The sequence below is a fragment of the Vibrio sp. 1F279 genome (genome assembly GCF_041439815.1).
Lineage (GTDB): Bacteria > Pseudomonadota > Gammaproteobacteria > Enterobacterales > Vibrionaceae > Vibrio > Vibrio tasmaniensis_A.
In genome coordinates, this window is sequence record NZ_JBGOOU010000033.1 from 25,942 (window position 1) to 46,537 (window position 20,596).

The following is a 20,596-nucleotide window of genomic DNA, read 5'->3' on the forward strand; positions in this document are numbered from 1 at the left end:
ATAGAATGTGGATGGTCGTAAAGTAATAAACAAAACTAATAAGCAATAAAAAACCGACGCATGTGCATCGGTTTTTGTTTAACGAGACTCAAGTTATTGGATCAATCGAACCCATTAAGCGTTCGCTTGTTCCAAATCTTGCTGCTTGTCCTTTTTAGCCAATAGGCGGCTTGTGATTGTACCAGCTGTCATTGCACCAGATACGTTAAGCGCAGTACGTGCCATATCGATAAGTGGCTCGATAGAGATAAGCAGTGCTGCGATAGTCACAGGAAGACCCATCGCGGGTAGTACGATAAGTGCAGCGAAAGTTGCACCGCCACCAACGCCGGCAATACCAAATGAGCTCACTGTGATAATAGCAATCAGAGACAGAATGAAGTTAATGTCCATTGGGTCGATACCAACCGTAGGCGCAACCATAACTGCAAGCATTGCAGGGTAAATACCCGCACAACCATTTTGACCAATTGTTGCACCGAAAGACGCAGACAGGTTAGCAATCGCTGGTGGTACGTTTAACTTAGTGATTTGAGCTTCAACGTTCAGGGGAATAGTTGCTGCAGAGCTACGAGACGTGAAAGCGAACGTCAGTACTGGCCAGATCTTTTGGAAGTACTCTTTCGGGTTGACACCAACAAAAGAAACCAACACACCGTGAACGACGAACATCAGGATAATAGCGACGTAAGAAGCAACGATGAAGCCCAATAGGCTTAGGATGTCAGAAGCACTTGACGTTGCGACTACCTTCGCCATTAATGCTGCGATGCCGTATGGCGTTAGTGCCATGATCATCTTAACTAAGCGCATAACGATAGATTGAGCCGCTTCAACGAACGTACGGATTGGAGATTCTAATTCTTCTTTCTCTGCCATCACCTTACGAGCAGCAATACCCGTTAGCACGCCAAAGATAACTACCGCGATGATAGAAGTAGAGCGAGCCCCTGTTAGGTCTGCAAATGGGTTAGTCGGAATAAAGCTAACCAGCATTTGTGGAATCGTTAGATCTGAAACGCTGCCGATGCGGCTTTCTAGTGTTGCGATACGTGCTGTTTCACGAGCGCCTTCAGTTAAACCTTCAGCCGACAAGCCGAATGCTTGTGTTACAACAATACCAACAATCGCAGAAATTGCCGTTGTTGCTAGCAACACAGAAATGGTGATGCCAGAAATCTTACCTAGTGAGCCGCCTTTCTCAAGCTTCACTACTGCCGCAATCATTGAAACTAACACCAATGGCATGATGACCATTTTTAGTAGGCCAACGTAACCACGACCGACAATGTTTACCCAGTCGAGCGTCTCTTTGATAACAGGATTGCCTTCACCAAATAGCAGTTGAAGACCAAGGCCAAAAGCACTACCGAAAACTAAACCGAGTAAAACGAGGCGAGAAAGTGTGTGTTCTTTTTTCTGCTGTCCGTAGAGAAAAAAGAGGATACCAGTGAATACCGCTAAGGCAGCGATAGCTGAAAATGACATTGTTTTTCCTTATGAATAACCATGAATCGATAGGGCGCTTAGATATATGGGCGCAAATACTGTTAGCTAAAATAGCGACCTGTAACAAAACGTAAAATAAGGAAAAGTAATTTATTAGAACGATTAGTAATATCCACCCAATGGGTTGGATGGATATTCAACATTGTGGTGAATAGGTAGACGTTTTAACGATATTTCGCTAATAAATTAAGCATGTCAGTCGAAGTGTAAATTTCTAGACTTTGAAAATTATTTTCGAACAATCGGAATAATATTGCTTTCGCTACATCTTCCGATTGGATAGGGCGTAGGTTTTTGAATTTTCCAAACATTAACGGAGATATTAAAGGGAAGACTCTTTGTAGGAGTTTTTCATCAGTTCTGGGTTCGGCACGTTCACCCACCAGCGGGCCTGGACGAGCGATGAAGAGCTGCTTGAAGCCAATACGTTTTAGGTTTTGCTCCATTTGTCCCTTACAGCGCAGGTAGTGTGAATAGGAGTCTGGCGAAGCGCCATAGCTAGAAACGACTGCGACACGTTGAACTCCAAGGAATTTCATCGACTGTGCCACTTGGCTAACCAGTTCTACATCGATCTTTCGCAGCGCTTCTTTTGAACCTGCTTTTTTCTTGGTTGTGCCTAAGCAGATAATGCCTAAGTTGGGCGTCGCTTTGGTGTCGTCCCAACTCGTTACTTGTAGATCGTTGTGGATGAGTGTATCGAGTTTGTTGGAGTGAAATTCTTCACCTAATGCTCTTCGTGACAAAGCATAGATGTGTTCGACAGCGGGCTCGTTAATGAGCAGTCTCAGGACATGATGACCAATTAGCCCTGTCGCACCAGCTATAACAACCGATGTTTTATCTCCATTAATACTCATTCTATCCCTTACTCGCTCTACAAGTGCTTGTTTAATATAAACAGTGTTTGAATTTTAAGCGAACAAAAGTTTCATGAATGAGCGTTAGGAAGATGGGGTTTGATGATGGGCTTTTATACGGAAGGTATGTGCTTAGCTAGGTAAACCTCAATTAAGGTGTTAAAGATAACAAAGCCCGCTGGGCGACGGGCTTGTTATTTGCTTTGCTACTTTGTTGTCTTATTGCTTCGATAGCTATTAGGTGAAGGAGAGTGGGATTTTCCTTACCTTTTTACTGGTTTTCTTACTCGATTTATTTGGTTTTCTTTTACTTGAGTTTGGAATCATTCCACCTCCTAAATCATTGTTTGGTTTTGTCTTTCAATCGATTGTCTTTCTTTGTGTAGCGTCAGTGTTGTGGGCATTCACTGTATGGGTACTTATCAATGGAGAGATTAACAAGTACTTTAGATAAAGCATAAACGATGCCAAAATGTAAGTTACTGATAAATCTATTATCAGTATTGTAGGTGTTTTAGGGTTCGTCAATTTGATTGTCAATTTGAGAAAAAACCAGTGTGATCTGTTTAAATTAAGAACACTCTCTACGGTTTCTGTTGATTAGGCATAGATACAGCATTGCTTAACACGTAAACTGAGTCGTAATTCACATAGACCAAGGACGTGCTATGAACCTCAAGCTTGATACTCTTGCTCCCACTCAGATTTATCACCTGATGACACAAACCGTTGTTCCTCGCCCGATTGCGTGGGCATTGACGGAATCTTCTGAACAAGAGTACAACCTAGCGCCTTTCTCTTATTTCACGCCTGTTTCCAGCAATCCGCCGCTACTGATGTTATCAGTTGGGAAAAAGCCGTCGGGCGAAATCAAAGATACCACCCGTAATGCCCTTGAAACGGGTAAGCTAGTGATTCACATTGCTTCTTCAAGTTCTGCAGAAATAATGACGGCAACAGCAGCAACACTCGATCATGGTGACTCTGAAGTTACCGCGAATAATATTGAACTGGTTGAATTCGAGGGCTTTTCTTTACCGAGAGCAAAAGAGTGCGCGGTCGCTTTTGGTTGCACCTTGTACGAAGTAAAAGAAGTGGGAGAGGTGCCACAAAGCCTTATCTTTGCTCAAGTCGAAACTGTGTACATCTCCGAAGATGTGATTGATCAAGAGAGTGAACGTCTTAAGATTGACGCGTTGGCATTGGACCCTTTATCTCGACTTGGTGGCGGTGAATACGCGACGCTTTCCAATGTGTTCTCTGTTGCACGCCCTAAATAGTGTAACGATTTAGCTTAAGCAGAATCGCAGCCCTAGAAATCCATTACCTTAAATTTAAGTGTTCCTAAACTTATGTTAGATACCCAATACTCGCAGTACATCCAACACCGAATTGACCAAAAAACCAAGCCACTCGGTGCGCTTGGCTTACTAGAAAAAGTCGCACATCAACTGGCATTGATTCAGAGCCAAGGCAAAGAAACTGCGGTTGAGCACATCGAATTGAATAAGCCACGTATCATCATTTTTGCTGGCGACCATGGCATAGCAGATGAAGGTGTGAGTATTGCTCCAAGTGCCGTCACGCAACAGATGGTGTTGAACTTCTTAAGCGGTGGCGCAGCGATTAATTGCTTTTGTGCGGTAAACAACGTCGAAATTACAGTCGTGGACACTGGGATTTTGTTGCCTGTTGAATCTGACAGCGACATGTTGATTTCTCAGCGCTTAGGTACGCGAACCAATAACTTTGCCAATGAAGCGGCAATGAGTTTAGAAACTGTTGAACGTGGGATTGAACTGGGAACTGAGCTTGTATCTAGAACCATTTCGAATGGCACGAATATCATCATGTTTGGTGAAATGGGCATCGGCAATACCAGCAGCGCGTCTGCCATCTTAAGTGCGCTAGCAAACCGAACTGCAGATGAGTGTGTTGGTTTAGGCACTGGTATCAACAATGAACAGCTTGCACGTAAAGTGGCGGTGGTTAAGCAAGGTGTTGCTCGTTGCATAAATCCTGACGCAAAAGAGGTGTTAAGCCAAGTCGGCGGTTATGAAATAGTTCAAATGGTGGGGGGCTTCCTTGGCGCTTACGAAAACAGAACCCCTGTGTTGGTCGATGGTTTTATCGTGTCGGTTGCGGCGTATGTCGCGACTCTAATTGAACCGAGTTGCCGTGATTACATGATCTTTGCTCATCGCTCTGAAGAGTCGGGGCACAAGATTCTATTAGAGCTGCTAGACGCTGAGCCACTGCTCGATCTTGGATTGAGATTGGGCGAGGGCACAGGTGCTGCGCTAGCTATGCCAATAATTCGTGCGGCGGCAGAGTTCTATAACAACATGGCGAGTTTTGCGAGTGCTGGAGTCACGGTTTAATGAGTGATGCACCAAAAAGATCGTTGAAAGATAGCATCACATACCAATGGGAACTTTTTTCGTTGGCGATGGGTTTCTTTTCTCGTTTGCCGATGCCGAAGAATACGCCTTATTCAGAAGAGCGAATGAACCGTTCTGGTCGCTACTTTTCAACGATTGGATTATTACTTGGTGTTTTGTGTGGCGGTGTGTTCTTGCTACTCGATGTCATACTGCCAAGTACAGTGGCCATCTTTTCAATGATGAGTTTTAGCTTGATGCTAACCGGTGCTTTCCATGAAGACGGCTTAACCGATATGGCGGATGGTATTGGCGGCGGCATGACCTTAGAACGCCGTTTGACCATCATGAAAGACAGTCGAATTGGTACTTATGGCGCGTCTGCACTGGTTATGGCTCTGCTTGGCAAGTGGGTTCTATTAAACGAACTAGCGAATATGACAAATTTGTTTATGGTTATCGTGACCAGTTATACCTTTAGCCGTGCAATTGCTGCATCACTGATTTACGACATGCCTTACGTTAGCGATTTAGATACCAGTAAAAGTAAGCCATTGGCGAACAAGCAAACTAAAGGTGAACTTGTCTTTTTATTGCTTGTGGGCGTTCTGCCTAGCTTGTGGTTTGGTCTTGAGCTCGCTTTGGTTTTATCTGTCGTCGCCTATCTGTTTAGATTAGGTTTCAAAAAATGGTTATTGGCTCGAATTGGCGGCTTTACTGGCGACTGCTTGGGTGCGGCTCAACAGTTGATGGAGTTGCTGATTTACCTTGTGTTCATTACTGCTTTTTACAATGGTTTTCTATAACAGGCTCCTATGACAAACACGAATCAAATTAATCAAGTAAATCAGCGAAATAGCCATTTGGTATTGGGTGGGGCTCGTTCTGGTAAGTCGAGTTTTGCAGAACAACAGGCATTATGTGCGCTTGAAGCATGTTCAAATGGGCGCCTCAACTATATTGCGACGGCCACTTATTTGGACGACGAAATGCGTGAGAGAATTGTGCACCATAAACAACGTCGTGGTGAGCTGTGGATTGAGCATGAAGCCCCTGTTGAATTAGCCGAAAAACTGCTGTCTTTTGGTCAAAACGATGTGGTGTTGATTGACTGCCTAACTTTGTGGTTGAACAACATTATTTTTGAGTTGGGTGATGATGCGACCAATGAACAGGTTGAGGCCGTGGTTGAAGTTTTAGTGAAAAGCGTAGAGCAAAGCCCAGCGCAAATTATCATGGTTTCTAACGAAGTCGGTTTAGGTGTGGTGCCGCTGGGGAAAGTGTCGCGCTTGTTTGTGGACAATGCAGGACGAATGAACCAAGCGCTAGCTCGCGTCGTTGAACGCGTCACGCTGGTTGCTGCCGGATTGCCGCTGCACTTAAAACCATCTAATCACTTGCTTGATACTCAAGGCTAGGTCGCACACATGGTTAATGGAACAACTAAAAACATCTATTTATTAAGACATGGCAAGGTCGAAGGCGAAGCGGCACTTAATGGTTTATCTGATGTGTTGGTTAATCCTGATCTTCAAGATCGGATATGTGGGGCGCTGATAAAACAAGATATTGCCTTTGATTGCGTGGTTACCTCACCATTAAGGCGATGCAGCGACCTCGCAAACAGATACGCACAGCGTATGTCTGTGACTTTATCTGTAGCACCAGACTTTCAGGAAATGAACTTCGGTGACGTTGATGGTGTCCCATTTGATGAGCTTGAAGACAAGTGGGGAATGCTAGAAACCTTTTGGCAAGATCCTGCTAATCATCAACTGACTGGTGCAGAAAGTTTACAGAGCTTCCACGACAGAGTAACTCAAGCTTGGTCGCAACTTTTGGACGATCCAAGTGACAATCTATTATTGGTTACTCATGGTGGTGTGATTCGCATATTGTTAGCGCACTGCCTTGATATCGATTGGAAAAATCCGAGTTTGTACTCGAAGCTATCGATAGAAAACGCGTCGATAACTCATATTCAAATCACTCAGTTTGCGCAGAGCTTTACCAGTGTCAAATCGATAGGGCTACCTGTTCTCTGAGTGTTCAAAAAACACAGTTTAAGAGTTAACAATCTATTGGACCTGTAAATTGAAACAGAAACAGAAACAGAAACAGAAACAGAAATAGAAGTATAAAGCGGCGTTTACAGCCGCTATACCAGATTGGTATTACTACCTACGTGAAAGGAATTTAGTCATGACAACACCGAGTTGGGATCTAAGCATTGCTTATCGTGATCTTGATGATGCAAAAATCGAGCAGGACATTGAACTCATCCAGCAGTGCATTGAGCTGTTGTACCTACACGTTGAAAAGCGTCATATTATCCTAGCGATGCAAAACGCCATTCAAACTTCTGAAGCGGCAGGCACGTTACTGAGTACAATCAACACCTTCGCTAACTGCCACGCATCGGTAGACGCGACACACACAGAAGCCAAAGCACTGCTTGGTCGAGTTGCGAAACTGAATTCTGAAATGTCTCAAGCGTTCAGCCCTTATGAAGACACGCTAATCCACGCAGAACCAGAGTTTATTGATGCAGTTTTAGAGCATGACAGCGCAGATGTAGCAGGACAACGCTTTGCGATTGAAAGCTCGCGTAAGTTATCAAGCAGCCGCCTTAGTGTTGCTGAAGAGCAGTTATTGGCCGCGATGAAGGTTGATGGCCGTGATGGATGGGGTCGTTTGTACGATAACTTAACCGGTTCTTTAAAACTGTCGCTAAAGCTGAACGGTGAAGACGAAGCGCTAGGTTTTTCACAAGCTGCGAGCTTGTTGTACGGCAGCGAATTCGACAAACAAGAACCGGCATGGCGCGCAGTCCAAGGCGCAATGGAGACGCACCAAGAGTCTTTTGCTTCAATTCTAAATGCGCTTGCGGGTTGGCGACTGACAGAGAACAAAAAGCGCTCGAAAATAAGCGACGTACATTTCCTTGATCCAAGCCTACACGCCAGCCGCATCGTACCTGAAACGCTAGACACCATGATGTCGGTAGCAAAGGCAAATCGCGAAGTAGGCCAGAAAGCAGGTCTGTTAATGGCAAGAGTTCACGGGCTTGATGAAATGAAGCCTTGGAACCATTTAGCCGCGATGCCTCCACTGGGTGGCAGCGAATCTAAGGTTTATTCATTTGATGAAGCGATTGAAGTGATCAAAACCGCTTTTGCTGAAGTCAATCCAGAGATGGCTGATTTTGTCGCATTAATGGTTGAGAACGGTTGGATTGATGCCGCACCAGCTGCCAACAAACGTCTAGGTGCGTACTGCACCAAGTTTGCTGCGACACGTACACCTCTTGTGTTCATGACATGGAGCGGTAGCCGCTCAGACTTAATGACATTGGCGCACGAGCTAGGCCATGCGTTCCATAACTGGGTGATGAAGGACATGCCTTTGTGTCAGACACGCTACCCAATGACTCTAGCAGAAACCGCTTCAATCTTTGCTGAAAACATCGTTCGTGACCACTTGTTAAAACAAGCACAAACACGCAATGAGAAACTTGAAATGCTGTGGGAAGAGCTTTCTTCTTCACTCGCTTTGATGGTAAACATTCCAGTACGTTTCGAGTTTGAGAAAGCCTTCTATGAGCAGCGTGAAAAAGGTGAGCTAACGGCTCAGCAGCTGTGTGACTTGATGGAAACCACTTGGAAGGAGTGGTATGGCGATGCAATGACAGAAGCCGCCCCTTACTTCTGGGCAAGCAAACTGCACTTCAGCATCTCTCAAGTGAGCTTCTACAACTACCCATACCTGTTCGGTTACCTGTTCAGTAAAGGTGTTTACGCTCAGCGCGATGCTAAGGGCGAACAATTCTACGGTGATTACGTTTCCTTGCTTCGTGATACGGGCAGCATGATGGCGGAAGAAGTCGTTCAAAAACACTTGGGAATGGACCTGACTCAAGCTGACTTTTGGCAACAAAGCATCGACATGGTCAAAGTTCAAATCGATGAATTTGAAAGATTGCTCGATCAGGAAGATTAATTGATCTCAATCTGTTCATGGTAGGTAAGAGCTGTGTTAGCTTACGTGGCTCTTATCTTGCTGATATAAACAGAGATAACCAAAAGTTGTTCTAAATAGGTGAAATTATTTGGAACAGATGTCGGTTAGTAAAGTCAGCAGGTAATACAAAAATATATGGGTAGTATTTGTGAGTGATAACGGAGTTTCTATTGATAAGTGCGATCCTAGCAACACAATTTCTATGTACAATTTATTAACATACGGCCGTGCAATTAAGGAGTAGCGCATGACGAAGACCCTCTTTCGCCAATCATTTCTTTTTGACAGCCTAGATCTTGAGCAAGAAGTGGTTGCAGGACAGACCGTACTGAGTAACGGTGTTCAAATTAAGCTTCATCAACGCGGTGTATTGGAAGTGATTCCCGCAGAGTATAATTCTGAGACCAAGAACATCATCTTTTCAACAGGTGTTCATGGCGACGAAACTTCACCAATGGAGCTGATTGATAAGCTCATTGAGGATATTGAAACCGGCTTCCAAGTCGTGACAGCAAGATGTTTGTTCATCATTGCTCACCCAGAAGCGACCAATGCGCATACGCGTTTTCTTGATGTGAATATGAACCGTCTGTTTGATGAAAAACAGTACGAGAGTAATCGAGAAGTGGACATCGCGAAGAACCTTAAGTTCTTGGTTACTGAGTTTTACAAGGAAACGGTGCCTGCCACTCGTTGGCACTTAGATCTGCACTGTGCGATCCGTTTGTCTAAGCATTACTCTTTCGCCGTAAGCCCTAAGGTTCGCCACGAAGTTCGCAGTAAAGCCTTGTTCGATTTCATTAACAGTGCTCACGTTGAAGCGGTGTTGTTATCCAATGCGCCAACGAGCACCTTCAGTTGGTACAGCGCTGAAAACTTTGAAGCCCAAGCACTGACAATGGAGCTAGGGCAGGTAGCAAGAATTGGTGAGAACCAGCTTGATAAGTTAACGGCTTTCGATTTGGCAATGCGCAATTTGATTGCTGAAATAGAACCAGAGCATTTGCCAAAGAAAACCATTACTTATCGCGTAAGCCGAACCATTGTTCGTTTGCATGATGATTTTGATTTCATGTTCTCTGATGCCGTTGAAAACTTTACGGCGTTCAAGCACGGTGAAGTGTTTGGTCATGATGGTGATAAGCCATTGATGGCGAAGAATGAAAACGAAGCAGTAGTGTTCCCAAATCGCAACGTTGCTATCGGTCAACGAGCGGCCTTAATGGTGTGCGAAGTTGAAACACGATTCGACCACGGTCAGCTTGTGTACGATTAATACCTAGCCGAACTAGAACTACCAAAACAACCGCTCAACTGGTTGAAATATCAAGGTTCACATTACGGTGTGAGCCTTGAGTTTATTTAGGGATACAGGTAAGGTTACGCGAACAATTTCAAAGTAGCTTGATATGGATTTCCAACAACTTCTTCACCAAAAACAGCGCAAATGGACCCGAGCCATTTATCTGATGGCAGCACTGCTTGTCGCGCTGAGTGCGATTTACCTAATGGTTGGCGATCTTTTCATTTCCCCTCTGGGCACATTGTCCACGCTAGAACAAAAACTACTGATTGATTTACGCTTACCTCGATTATTAGCAGCGATTGCGATCGGGGCAGGGTTAGCCGTATCTGGCGCAAGCTTACAAGTCTTATTGGGTAACGTATTAGCAGAGCCAGGTGTGCTCGGCATTTCTGGTGGCGCAAGTTTGGCGATGGTTATCGTACTGTTCTTCTTACCGTTTGCTCCTACACCAGAACTGTTCATGATTGCCGCCGTTTTAGGCTCACTCTGTTTTACCGTGATTCTAGTGAGCATGGTAAAAACGATGCAACTCACCACGGCTAAATTACTGCTGGTGGGTGTCGCGTTAGGTATTCTTTCTGGTGCGATGGTGACATGGGCGTTCTATTTTAGTGATGACTTAAGCCTACGCTTGTTGATGTATTGGCTGATGGGCAGCTTAGGTGGCGTGACTTGGTATCAACACTCGCTCACGTTAGTGATGATCCCCGTGATTATTTGGCTGTGTCTACAAGGTAGCAAGCTAGACAAGCTGATGATTGGCGAAACGCATGCCGCGCAACTGGGCGTGAACGTTCCGAGATTACGTTGGCGTCTAATCTTCGCTGTGTCTATTTTAGTCGGCTGCGCAGTAGCGTTAGGTGGCGTGATCAGCTTTGTGGGTTTGGTGGTGCCACACTTACTCCGTTTAGCGATTGGTACTGATAACAAATACCTTCTTCCTTTGTCTGCCGTTGCTGGCGCTGCGTTGTTGGTGTTTGCTGATATTTGCGCGCGTACATTACTCGATTCTGCAGAATTACCTTTAGGTGTGATGACCACCAGTATCGGTGCGCCTATCTTCATTTGGATGTTAATTAAAAATCATGATTCAAATTAAGAGCCTGAGCGTCGGCGCTCGTTTATTACCATTATCATTTGAGCTCAAGCAAGGGCAGGTGACTCATGTCATCGGTCCTAATGGCAGTGGCAAAAGTACCTTATTAGAAGCGATATCTGGCGTCGGTGATGGCTACAAAGGTGATATAAAGCTCGACGGTCAAGACTTGTCAGAATTATCACTACAAGATTTATCATTGCATCGCGCTTATCTTTGTCAAAGTGCAAGACCGGCCTTCAACTTGGAAGTGTTCCAATACCTTGCGTTATCACTGCCAAGTTCATCGCACGGCCTTGATACTGAAATCAACACGGCTTTGGAAGAGATAAGCCAGATGTTGGACATCACAGACAAACTTCATCGTTCAATTCAGACACTGTCTGGCGGTGAATGGCAACGCGTTCGTTTGGCGGGAATGTGCCTGCAAATTTGGCCGACGCTTAATCCTTACGCAAAGCTCCTGATCCTCGACGAACCTGCAGCGCCGTTAGATATTGCTCAAGAAGCGTTGCTGTATAAGCTTATCGAACGAGTGGCTGAGAAGGGCATTGCGGTTATTATGGCTAACCACGACCTGAACCGAACCTTGAGGCATGCCGACCAAGTACTGCTGCTGCTCGAAAAGGGCGTACTACAAGCATCAGGCAGTGCAGAGCAAGTGCTTGTGCCTGAACAGCTAGAATCCGTATTTAATACGCAAGTAAAAAGCATCTCGGTCGACAATCAAACTTACCTATTGTTTGGTTAACTTAGGCTCATCAATACAAGGCAATCTATATGTTTAGATATATTCAACGACGACGAATCAAGAAAGTAATCAAATCACTTTCTGCAAAGTTGGTGAAAGCGTACGGAAGCAGTGACTTTTTCTCTATTGGGCAAGTAGAAACGAGTTCATGTGAATTGAGTAAGCGCCAACAACTGGTTGCCTTAGCATTGTTTGCTGATCCACAAGACCTTGCTGCTGAAATTGCTCCAGCCATTCAACTGCTGCGTAATGATGTGTCTAATGACTTCTTCGGTGGTGAGGAATATAACGCGCGTGATGTACTTAATTTGTTGGGCGGTGGCGGTTGGAAGGGCGGTCGTATGGACGATGATATGTCGAATCGCTTTGGTATGCATAGCCGCTATTAGTTTAGCTCTTTCAAACTAACGTTTAGTGGTTTAGCGATTTATAAACGTATACGCTTAATAGCTTAATAGCTTAATAGCTTAATAGCTTAGTCACTTAGCGACTTTGCAACAGCCTCAACAAAGTAATAATGATAGAAAGCACTCAATATCATTATTTATGAGAGCGCTCCACTCGAATTGATTCAACAAAAAAATACCTTCCTAGTGAGCTATTTTCTTAGGGAATATGTAATTTGTGTTGGTAAAAATTGATAATTCGAAGCGATATCATCTATCTCTAACGCATTTCTTTGAGTTGTGTGACTCTGATTCCTTTCAAAATAAATCCCACTTTTATTGATAGTTATGACGTATATATTTTCCGTGTTCTTTAAGTCAGAAACTATAAACCCTCGAACTGCAATCTTGATTAGTAAATGTCCAATCAAGATTGCAATGGGGTAAAATAATAGAGAGTGGGAAAGTGACAACTATAAATAATAATATTTTAAAAATAGCAGTAAGTGTGGCTATGCTATCGAGTGTGCCGTCAGTGGCAAATGCTCATGGCTGGTCTGAATTTCCAAGTGCACGTCAGAACACGTGTTACGAGCAAGGCGGAGTTTGGTCTGGTACGCCACCAAATGCGGCGTGTGCTCAAGCAAAAGAGATTTCAGGGTCATATCCTTTCGTTCAACGCAACGAGTATGCGAAAAATATCCAAGATTTCAACAATATCAATGCTGTGAAAGCTGCGATTCCAGACGGCACTTTGTGTTATGCCAATGATTCGCAAAAACGTGGCATGGGTGCTCCTCATACAGGTTGGACTCGCACCGAGTTAAGCACTGGTACATTTGAATATGTATTCAATGCGACTGCACCACACAACCCGTCATTCTGGGAGTTCTACCTAACCAAACCAAACGCCGACCTGAGAAAAGGCCTAGCGTGGGGAGATTTAGACCTTCTCCAAGAAGTTGGGAATGTTCCTGTAAGTGGTGGCAAATACCGTATCAACGTAACGATTCCTTCAGACCGCTCTGGCGATGCAATCTTATACGTACGTTGGCAACGTGACGATGCTGCAGGTGAAGGTTTCTACAACTGTTCAGACATCACTATCACGGGGGGAGCAACTCCACCACCAGATCCTACGCCTCAACCTGATCTAGTCCGTGGCGACCTGTTTGTTTCTGACCAGTTTGGTACGCCAGAAATTGGTGATACGGTTAAGTACGACATCATCAACAAGTACGGTGAAGTCGCGCGTAGCTTCGACGTCGTTATCGACGCTTCAAACGTTAACGATTGGGCTCGCTTGTTGGCTTCAGAGATTAACGGCTGGCACGAAGAGTTTAAAGATGGCGCGATCTTCATTGGTGATTGGCACACTGAAATGCAGCACTACATGTACTTCCAAAACGATCCTTCACGTAACTTCTTTAACTCAAAAGATAGCCGTGCTTCTGGTCAGTTAACGCTGATTGATGGTGGCGACGGTGGTGTTGAACCATTGAAAGGCGACATCTACGAGCTAGTGAAGAGTGACAACGTAGTGAATGCTGGCGACAAAGTTGTGATTGCAACAAGCGAAGCGGCGACATTGACTCAAACTCAAGGCTCTTCAGTAAGCATTCAAAATAACGGCACGGCTTCTATCGTAGTTGATACCACTGGCATCACTGCAAACGAAACTCTATCGTTTATGGCTAGCTCGATTGAAAGCGAAAGTGTTGAAACCTTCACTTTTGAAGTAATTGCTGATGACGGTGGCGTAACACCAGACCCAGATCCAACGCCGGATCCAGATCCGACTCCTGACCCAGACAATGGCACTTGGGACTCTTCAGCGACTTACCTAGGCGGTGAAGTAGTAACGTACTCGAACCAGTCTTGGAAAGCACAGTGGTGGATTCAAGGTGGTACAAACCCTAAAGCGACCTACGAAAATGATCAATGGGGCGTGTGGCGTCCAGCTAACTAGTCAGCTAGTCAAACTAAGTAACTAAATAAATAAGACACCACACTCTATTGATGAGTGTGGTGTCTTTTCTTGTGGGAGAGATAAACAAGTCGACCGTGAAGGTAATTGGGTTTAGGGTAGGGCTTTGTTATACCTGAATGTCCGAGTGCTTCGAATATCCACGGTTTAGTAATCTTTTATACATTAGATAGAAAAGACTTTTTGATGAAAAAATCTCAGATACTCGCCAATACAATCAAGAATCAGATAGAACAAAACATCTGGCTTAGTGGTGAGAAAATTCCATCGATTAGAGACGCGTGTAAACGTTATAAACTCAGTATCGAGACGGTACTTCAGGCGTATCAACAGCTTGAAGACCAAGGCTATGTGCGCTCGAAGCCTAAATCTGGCTATTTCGTGTTACCGCGCAGAAATGTGTTCACCTCAGAACTCGCACAACAAAAAGCCATCAAGCCGTATCCCGTTAAGATCAGCGACCTGCTTTACGATGTACTTCAACGAGCCAAAGACCCTAGTATCATTCCACTCAGCTCGGCATTTCCAGACCCTGCCTTGTTTCCGCATCAAGCGTTGTCGCGCAGTTTAGCCAATGCCAGTCGTCAAATGCCCGATAACAGCATGCTTACTAATCTGCCACCGGGCAGTGAAACATTACGCAGGCAAATCGCTCAGCGCTATCAAGCTGGTGGGCTAGATGTATTGCCCGACGATATTGTGATCACGTCAGGGGCAATGGAAGCACTTAACTTATGCCTGCAATCCTGTACCGAGCCGGGTGACTTAGTCGCGATAGAGTACCCTGCGTTTTACGGTGTGTTACAGACTATTGAAAGACTTAATCTTACCGCTGTTGAGATCCCGACCGACTCTGAAACCGGTATCGATTTAGATGTGTTGGAATCGGTTTTCGCTTCAATGAACATCAAAGCGTGCTGGTTCATGACAGAATCGCAAAACCCAGTGGGTTATTCGATGAGTGATGGAAACAAGCTGCGGTTGGCCGATTTGGTGAATCAACATAAGATCCCGATGATCGAAGACGATGTGTATCGAGAACTTCATGTCGGCAACCAAAGCTCATTGCCTGCTAAAGCCTATGACACCGGCGAGCAAATCATGCTGTGCGGTTCGTTTTCCAAATCATTGTCGCCCGGCTTTCGAATCGGTTGGGTAGTTGCAAGGAAACAAGCGTTAAAGATTCAGAGATTGCAGCACCTTTCGACGCTCTCAAGCAGTATTCCTATCCAACTTGGACTGTCTCATTACCTGACGTTTTATAGTTATGACAACCATCTTAAAAAACTTCGCAAGCTTTTGAATGAAAGGAAGAAGGCGCATATTGCATTGTTAGAATCTAGCTTACCTTCAAGTGCGATGGTGCATAAAAGCCAAGGTGGTTACTTCCTTTGGATAGAGTTGCCTCATTCTGTTTGTGTTGAGAAGCTTTATGAGCAAGCACTTGAACACAACATCTCTGTTGCGCCGGGAATTATATTCAGCAGCGACAAAAAGTTCTCTCATCATATTCGTCTCAATTGTTCGTACGTTTGTGACGACAAAATAGCAGAAGCCATTCGTACACTAGGTAGTTTGATTCAGACCATGGAATCACAAGCCTAAGTCGTTAGTCGATCCTCGACTATGTTTACTTGAAATCTAGCTTGTCACTCGTCGGATAATTCAACCTGTTCTGTTTTTTAACATTCAATCTGTTCTAGTTTGGTTTGTTCAAACTGTGCTGAAATACGCTCCAATTCTTAATATGAAATCCATCATTATGATGTTTGGAGCTTAAATGTTTGATGTAGTTGAATTGTCGCGTTTACAGTTTGCGCTAACCGCTATGTTTCACTTTCTCTTTGTCCCGTTAACTATTGGTATGTCTTGCTTATTGGCGATCATGGAGTCGATCTATGTGCTTACCGGTAAGCAAATCTATCAGGACATGACTCGCTTTTGGGGCAAACTTTTTGGTATTAACTTCGCCTTAGGTGTCACGACCGGATTAACCATGGAGTTCCAGTTCGGCACCAACTGGTCTTATTATTCTCACTATGTCGGTGACATCTTTGGTGCTCCTCTTGCGATCGAAGCCCTTGTTGCATTCTTCCTAGAATCCACCTTTGTTGGACTGTTCTTCTTCGGTTGGGAAAGGCTGTCCAAACGCCAACACCTTGTCGTGACTTGGTTGGTGGCGTTGGGCTCTAGCTTCTCTGCGTTATGGATTCTGGTTGCTAACGGTTGGATGCAAAATCCGATTGGATCGGAGTTTAATTACCAAACCATGCGTATGGAAATGACTAGCTTCGCCGAAGTGGTGCTCAACCCAGTTGCTCAGGTTAAGTTCTTACACACAGTCGCTTCAGCTTATACCTGCGGTGCGATGTTTATCCTTGGCGTGAGTTCATACTACTTGCTGAAAGGTCGAGATATTGCCTTTGCCAAGCGTTCTTTCGCTGTAGCGGCATCTTTTGGTATCGCATCGATTATCTCCGTAATCGTACTTGGCGATGAATCTGGTTATGAACTGGGTGACGTCCAAAAAGTGAAACTTGCGGCGATTGAAGCTGAATGGCACACCGAACCGGCACCTGCGGCGTTTACTTTGTTTGGATTACCAAATCAAGAAGAAGGCAAAACCGACTTTGCTGTGAAAATTCCCTATGTGATGGGGATTATTGCAACGCGATCTTTGGACGAGCAAGTGACAGGGCTTCATGACTTGCGTGACCAACATTTAGTGCGTATTCGAAACGGTATTATTGCTTATGAATTGCTAGAGCGTTTGCGATCTGGCGATACCTCACATGAGACAGAGCAAGCTTTCGATCAAACCAAGCACGATCTCGGCTATGGCTTATTACTTAAGCGTTACACCGATACAGTGACTGACGCGACTGAACAACAAATCCAACAAGCAGCCGATGATTCAATCCCAACTGTGTGGCCTCTGTTCTGGTCATTCAGAATCATGGTGGGTTGTGGCTTCATTATGTTGTTTGTCTTTGGTGCGGCCTTCCTGCAAACCTACCGTAAAAACATTACGCAAAAGCCTTGGTTATTGAAGGCGGCACTTTGGTCAATTCCGTTGCCTTGGGTGGCAATCGAAGCAGGTTGGTTTGTTGCGGAGTATGGTCGTCAGCCATGGGCGGTCGGTGAAATTCTCCCTGTTGCGGTCGCGGCTTCTTCGCAAACCGTTGGAAATTTACTTACGTCTCTCGCGCTAATTATTGGCCTCTATACGGTCTTCATCATTGTTGAAAGTTACTTGATGATTACCGTCGCTAAAAAAGGCCCAAGCAGTTTGAAAACGGGGCGTTATCACTATGAACAAACAACAACATCACTTGAAGCCAAATTGGCACAACAAGTTCAACAATAAGGTGACTGACTCATGTTCGAATATGACACATTGCGTTTAATTTGGTGGGTGCTAATCGGTGTGTTGCTGATTGGTTTTATGATCACCGATGGCTTTGATATGGGAGTAGGAGCGTTGTTACCGTTTATCGGTAAAACCAACTCTGAAAGACGAGTGATGATTAACTCCATTGCACCCCATTGGGACGGCAACCAGGTGTGGTTAATTACCGCAGGTGGCGCTTTGTTTGCGGCTTGGCCGTTAGTGTATGCGACATCGTTTTCAAGCTTATATGTTGCGATGTACTTGGCTCTTATCTCATTGTGGCTGCGTCCTCTTGCACTTGAGTACCGAGCCAAGATAGATAACGACCAATGGCGAAAAGTGTGTGATTTAGCGATTTCGTTTTCAGGCTTTTTTCCGCCGATTTTATTTGGTGTCGCGTTTGGCAACTTGATGCAAGGGCTTCCATTCTCGCTCAATAGTTTACTCATGGTTGAGTACCACGGATCGTTTGTTGATTTGCTTAATCCGTTTGCTCTGTTGTGTGGCTTCGTTGGTTTATTGATGGCGTTGTTGCAAGGCAGTGCTTGGCTGATGATGAAAACGACAGATGCGCTATACAACAAGGTAAGATTGGTTGCTCAGGTGAGTGCGATACTTGTGGTGAGTCTCATGGTGCTAGGTGGTTTAACAATAAGCCACATTGATGGTTATCTGGTAGTCAGTGCGATGGTTCATAGCTCGGCTTCGAATCCTTTGAACAAAGAAGTCATCACACAAACAGGCGCTTGGTTAACCAACTTCGATACGTACCCTTGGATGTGGTTTGCACCGATCGGCAGCGTGACCATTCCATTGCTGGCTTTGATTGGCGCAAGGTTGAAATGGGATGCGATTGCTTTTATTAGTTCAAGCCTGACTAACGCTTGCATCATCTTAACGGCGGGTTTCTCGATGTTCCCGTTCATTATCCCGTCGAGTGTTAATCCAAGTCATAGCTTAACCCTTTGGGACTCGACATCAAGCGAACTGACCTTGAACATCATGACAGGCGTAGCATTTGTGATGGTGCCAATCATCCTTTGTTACACCGCTTTTAGTTATCGCACGATGTTTGGACGACTCGATAACGAGTATGTCGAACGCAACGGCAATTCACTGTATTAAGGAGTTTCTCATGTGGTATTTTGTTTGGATATTAGGCTTATTCCTAGCCTCTGCATTTGCAGTTTTGAATGTCATCAGCCTAGAGAAAAGTGACTCAGAAACTGAGTTCTGATTGACGTTTGATTCATAAAAAGACCAGAAGCATGATGCTCTGGTCTTTTTTATGAGCCTTCCTAAAGCGTAAGATTTGGTTCTTCCTTCGTGGTACAAGATGGTAAGACTTAAATCGAGTGAGCTGCATTCTTTTAAGTACACCTATATCTCAACTCTATATAAGATTTAATCAAAACAATTTTATCTAACCTATTGTTAAATATTTAGTATTTGATAGTGTGTCTAGGTGCACATTGAGGATGTGTTTCATATTTAGCGATGAAAATAGTAGGAGTTGCGATGAGTATTATAGTGAGACGGTCTGAACCGTCAGATGCAAAGGGAATAAAAGAAGTTTACGAATGCACTAATGCTTATACCGGTACGCTGCAACTCCCAAATCCATCTCTGGAAAGCTGGCAAAAACGAATCTCTAATATGCCTGACAACGTGTACTCGTATGTCGCGATGATCGACGATGAGATTGTTGGCAACTTGGGAATGGAAGTGTGCGTGAATCCAAGAAGACGACATGTGGCTTCATTTGGTATGGGTGTTAAAGACGATGTGCTAGGCAAAGGTGTGGGTAGTCAGCTGCTCGCGACCGCGATCGACTTGTGTGATAACTGGATTAACATCAAGCGAATGGAGTTAACGGTGTATACCGATAACGAAAGAGCGATCAGCCTGTATAAGAAATTTGGCTTCGTGATTGAAGGAGAGTCCGCAGGGTTCGCTTTCAGAAACGGCGAATATGTGGCGGCTTATCATATGGCGCGACTGGTATAACACTTAGTTAGCTACATACAGTTAGAATTTACGGACAGATAATAAAACGCCACGTTATTTAAACGTGGCGTTTGCTATTTTGGTGCGCTGGTGCTTTAAAGAGCTACAGCCATAACCTTAGTTCAGTCGTAAACTTAGTTAAGCCGTTAGTGGCTCAAGGTTCGCAGGACGGTAGTGTACAGATTTTAGTACTTTACCTTGGCGAACTGTCTTGCCTTCAGATACGAAATCTTCCGCACACTTAGCGATGATGTATTCGCCTTTTTGAACCGCCATCAGCTTGATGTTCTGCTCAGCATAAAAAGCTTCTGTTTCAGCGTATTCAGTTTCGTTGCGACATACTTTACTCATGTTGCTTGAGTGTACTTCGTCCCAGCAAGGCAGAAAGTCGATTGAGCGGTTTTTAGAAACATTCAATAGCAGGTCGATCAGGTAGCTGATTGCTAGGTTGTCTTCAACCTTAGCTTGGCCAAGGTGAACCAGACGTCCCATCAAAACATAAACGCTGTCTACAATAGCGTCCGCTTGTTCGATTTTTGAGTCAGCTTCTGCAAGTTCTGTTAGTTCTTCGATCGCTAGAGAGGTATGTAGCGTATCGCCTTTTTCGTCCATTGTTTCAGGAGCAGCAACAGGCAGATCAAAAGTACTGCGGAACTCTTCAATGTCGCGGTAAAGGTGATCGTAGATTTCTTGGCTTAGTTGAGAAAGGTTCATTTTCCTATCCATTCTGTTTCGTTAATGGATTATTTTACCAAAGCTAGGAATAGGGTGCTAACGCAAAGTCGAAGAAGTCGACTTTTATTCATTGGACCAATGAGGTATTTTGCATACAAACTAATTGATTATTATGTTTTTTTACACTTTACTCTTCTTAATATACCAAATGTTGATGTTGCCATTAA

The 20,596-nt window shown here is 44.5% G+C and carries 19 protein-coding genes; 16 read left to right on the forward strand and 3 right to left on the reverse strand.

Annotated elements, in window-relative coordinates:
• Positions 1-114: 114 nt before the first annotated feature.
• Positions 115-1,488 (reverse strand): L-cystine transporter, encoded by a 1,374-nt coding sequence (locus ACED60_RS19995; RefSeq protein ID WP_371728299.1) that lies wholly within the window; start codon positions 1,486-1,488, stop codon positions 115-117.
• Between the two features lie 185 nt (positions 1,489-1,673).
• Complete coding sequence (locus ACED60_RS20000; RefSeq protein ID WP_371728300.1) at positions 1,674-2,369, reverse strand: NAD-dependent epimerase/dehydratase family protein; 696 nt, start codon at positions 2,367-2,369, stop codon at positions 1,674-1,676.
• Between the two features lie 668 nt (positions 2,370-3,037).
• Here ACED60_RS20000 and ACED60_RS20005 point away from each other — a divergent pair.
• The 16 genes from ACED60_RS20005 (at position 3,038) to ACED60_RS20080 (ending at position 19,694) form a co-directional block, all read left to right on the forward strand.
• Positions 3,038-3,649, forward strand: a complete 612-nt coding sequence (locus tag ACED60_RS20005; RefSeq protein WP_371728301.1) for a flavin reductase family protein — start codon at positions 3,038-3,040, stop codon at positions 3,647-3,649.
• Positions 3,650-3,721: 72 nt separating this feature from the next.
• On the forward strand, positions 3,722-4,750 hold the full coding sequence (gene cobT / locus ACED60_RS20010) for a nicotinate-nucleotide--dimethylbenzimidazole phosphoribosyltransferase (RefSeq protein ID WP_009846936.1): 1,029 nt from the start codon (positions 3,722-3,724) through the stop codon (positions 4,748-4,750).
• Complete coding sequence (locus tag ACED60_RS20015) at positions 4,750-5,556, forward strand: adenosylcobinamide-GDP ribazoletransferase (RefSeq protein ID WP_371728302.1); 807 nt, start codon at positions 4,750-4,752, stop codon at positions 5,554-5,556. The genes cobT and ACED60_RS20015 overlap by 1 nt, the downstream gene beginning before the upstream one ends.
• A 9-nt stretch (positions 5,557-5,565) precedes the next feature.
• Entirely contained in the window at positions 5,566-6,168 is a 603-nt protein-coding gene (cobU, locus tag ACED60_RS20020) for a bifunctional adenosylcobinamide kinase/adenosylcobinamide-phosphate guanylyltransferase (RefSeq protein WP_371728303.1), read from the forward strand.
• Between the two features lie 9 nt (positions 6,169-6,177).
• Positions 6,178-6,795: a histidine phosphatase family protein gene (locus tag ACED60_RS20025; RefSeq protein ID WP_371728304.1), complete on the forward strand. Its 618-nt coding sequence runs from the start codon at positions 6,178-6,180 to the stop codon at positions 6,793-6,795.
• Positions 6,796-6,952: 157 nt separating this feature from the next.
• Positions 6,953-8,749 (forward strand): M3 family oligoendopeptidase, encoded by a 1,797-nt coding sequence (locus ACED60_RS20030; RefSeq protein WP_371728305.1) that lies wholly within the window; start codon positions 6,953-6,955, stop codon positions 8,747-8,749.
• A gap of 268 nt (positions 8,750-9,017) precedes the next feature.
• Positions 9,018-10,046 (forward strand): succinylglutamate desuccinylase, encoded by a 1,029-nt coding sequence (locus ACED60_RS20035; RefSeq protein ID WP_012604124.1) that lies wholly within the window; start codon positions 9,018-9,020, stop codon positions 10,044-10,046.
• Positions 10,047-10,179: 133 nt separating this feature from the next.
• Positions 10,180-11,175: a vitamin B12 ABC transporter permease BtuC gene (gene btuC / locus ACED60_RS20040; protein ID WP_371728306.1), complete on the forward strand. Its 996-nt coding sequence runs from the start codon at positions 10,180-10,182 to the stop codon at positions 11,173-11,175.
• Entirely contained in the window at positions 11,162-11,923 is a 762-nt protein-coding gene (gene btuD / locus ACED60_RS20045) for a vitamin B12 ABC transporter ATP-binding protein BtuD (protein ID WP_371728307.1), read from the forward strand. The genes btuC and btuD overlap by 14 nt, the downstream gene beginning before the upstream one ends.
• 29 nt (positions 11,924-11,952) lie before the next feature.
• Positions 11,953-12,312 (forward strand): DUF6559 family protein, encoded by a 360-nt coding sequence (locus tag ACED60_RS20050; RefSeq protein WP_017096953.1) that lies wholly within the window; start codon positions 11,953-11,955, stop codon positions 12,310-12,312.
• A 511-nt stretch (positions 12,313-12,823) separates the two neighbouring features.
• Complete coding sequence (locus ACED60_RS20055; RefSeq protein ID WP_371728318.1) at positions 12,824-14,278, forward strand: lytic polysaccharide monooxygenase; 1,455 nt, start codon at positions 12,824-12,826, stop codon at positions 14,276-14,278.
• Positions 14,279-14,482: 204 nt separating this feature from the next.
• On the forward strand, positions 14,483-15,901 hold the full coding sequence (locus ACED60_RS20060) for a PLP-dependent aminotransferase family protein (RefSeq protein WP_371728308.1): 1,419 nt from the start codon (positions 14,483-14,485) through the stop codon (positions 15,899-15,901).
• 175 nt (positions 15,902-16,076) lie between these two features.
• Positions 16,077-17,663 carry a cytochrome ubiquinol oxidase subunit I gene (locus ACED60_RS20065; protein WP_371728309.1) on the forward strand — a complete coding sequence of 529 codons (1,587 nt, stop codon included), beginning with the start codon at positions 16,077-16,079 and terminating at the stop codon, positions 17,661-17,663.
• Between the two features lie 12 nt (positions 17,664-17,675).
• On the forward strand, positions 17,676-18,812 hold the full coding sequence (gene cydB / locus ACED60_RS20070; protein ID WP_371728310.1) for a cytochrome d ubiquinol oxidase subunit II: 1,137 nt from the start codon (positions 17,676-17,678) through the stop codon (positions 18,810-18,812).
• Between the two features lie 10 nt (positions 18,813-18,822).
• Positions 18,823-18,924 (forward strand): cytochrome bd-I oxidase subunit CydX, encoded by a 102-nt coding sequence (gene cydX, locus ACED60_RS20075; RefSeq protein ID WP_004734907.1) that lies wholly within the window; start codon positions 18,823-18,825, stop codon positions 18,922-18,924.
• 281 nt (positions 18,925-19,205) lie between these two features.
• Positions 19,206-19,694, forward strand: coding sequence for a GNAT family N-acetyltransferase (locus ACED60_RS20080; protein WP_017068284.1), 489 nt, complete (start codon positions 19,206-19,208; stop codon positions 19,692-19,694).
• Between the two features lie 138 nt (positions 19,695-19,832).
• On the opposite strand, the gene ACED60_RS20085 is transcribed toward ACED60_RS20080, so the two are convergent.
• Positions 19,833-20,408: a nucleoside triphosphate pyrophosphohydrolase family protein gene (locus ACED60_RS20085; protein WP_017059167.1), complete on the reverse strand. Its 576-nt coding sequence runs from the start codon at positions 20,406-20,408 to the stop codon at positions 19,833-19,835.
• Between the last annotated feature and the right edge of the window lie 188 nt (positions 20,409-20,596).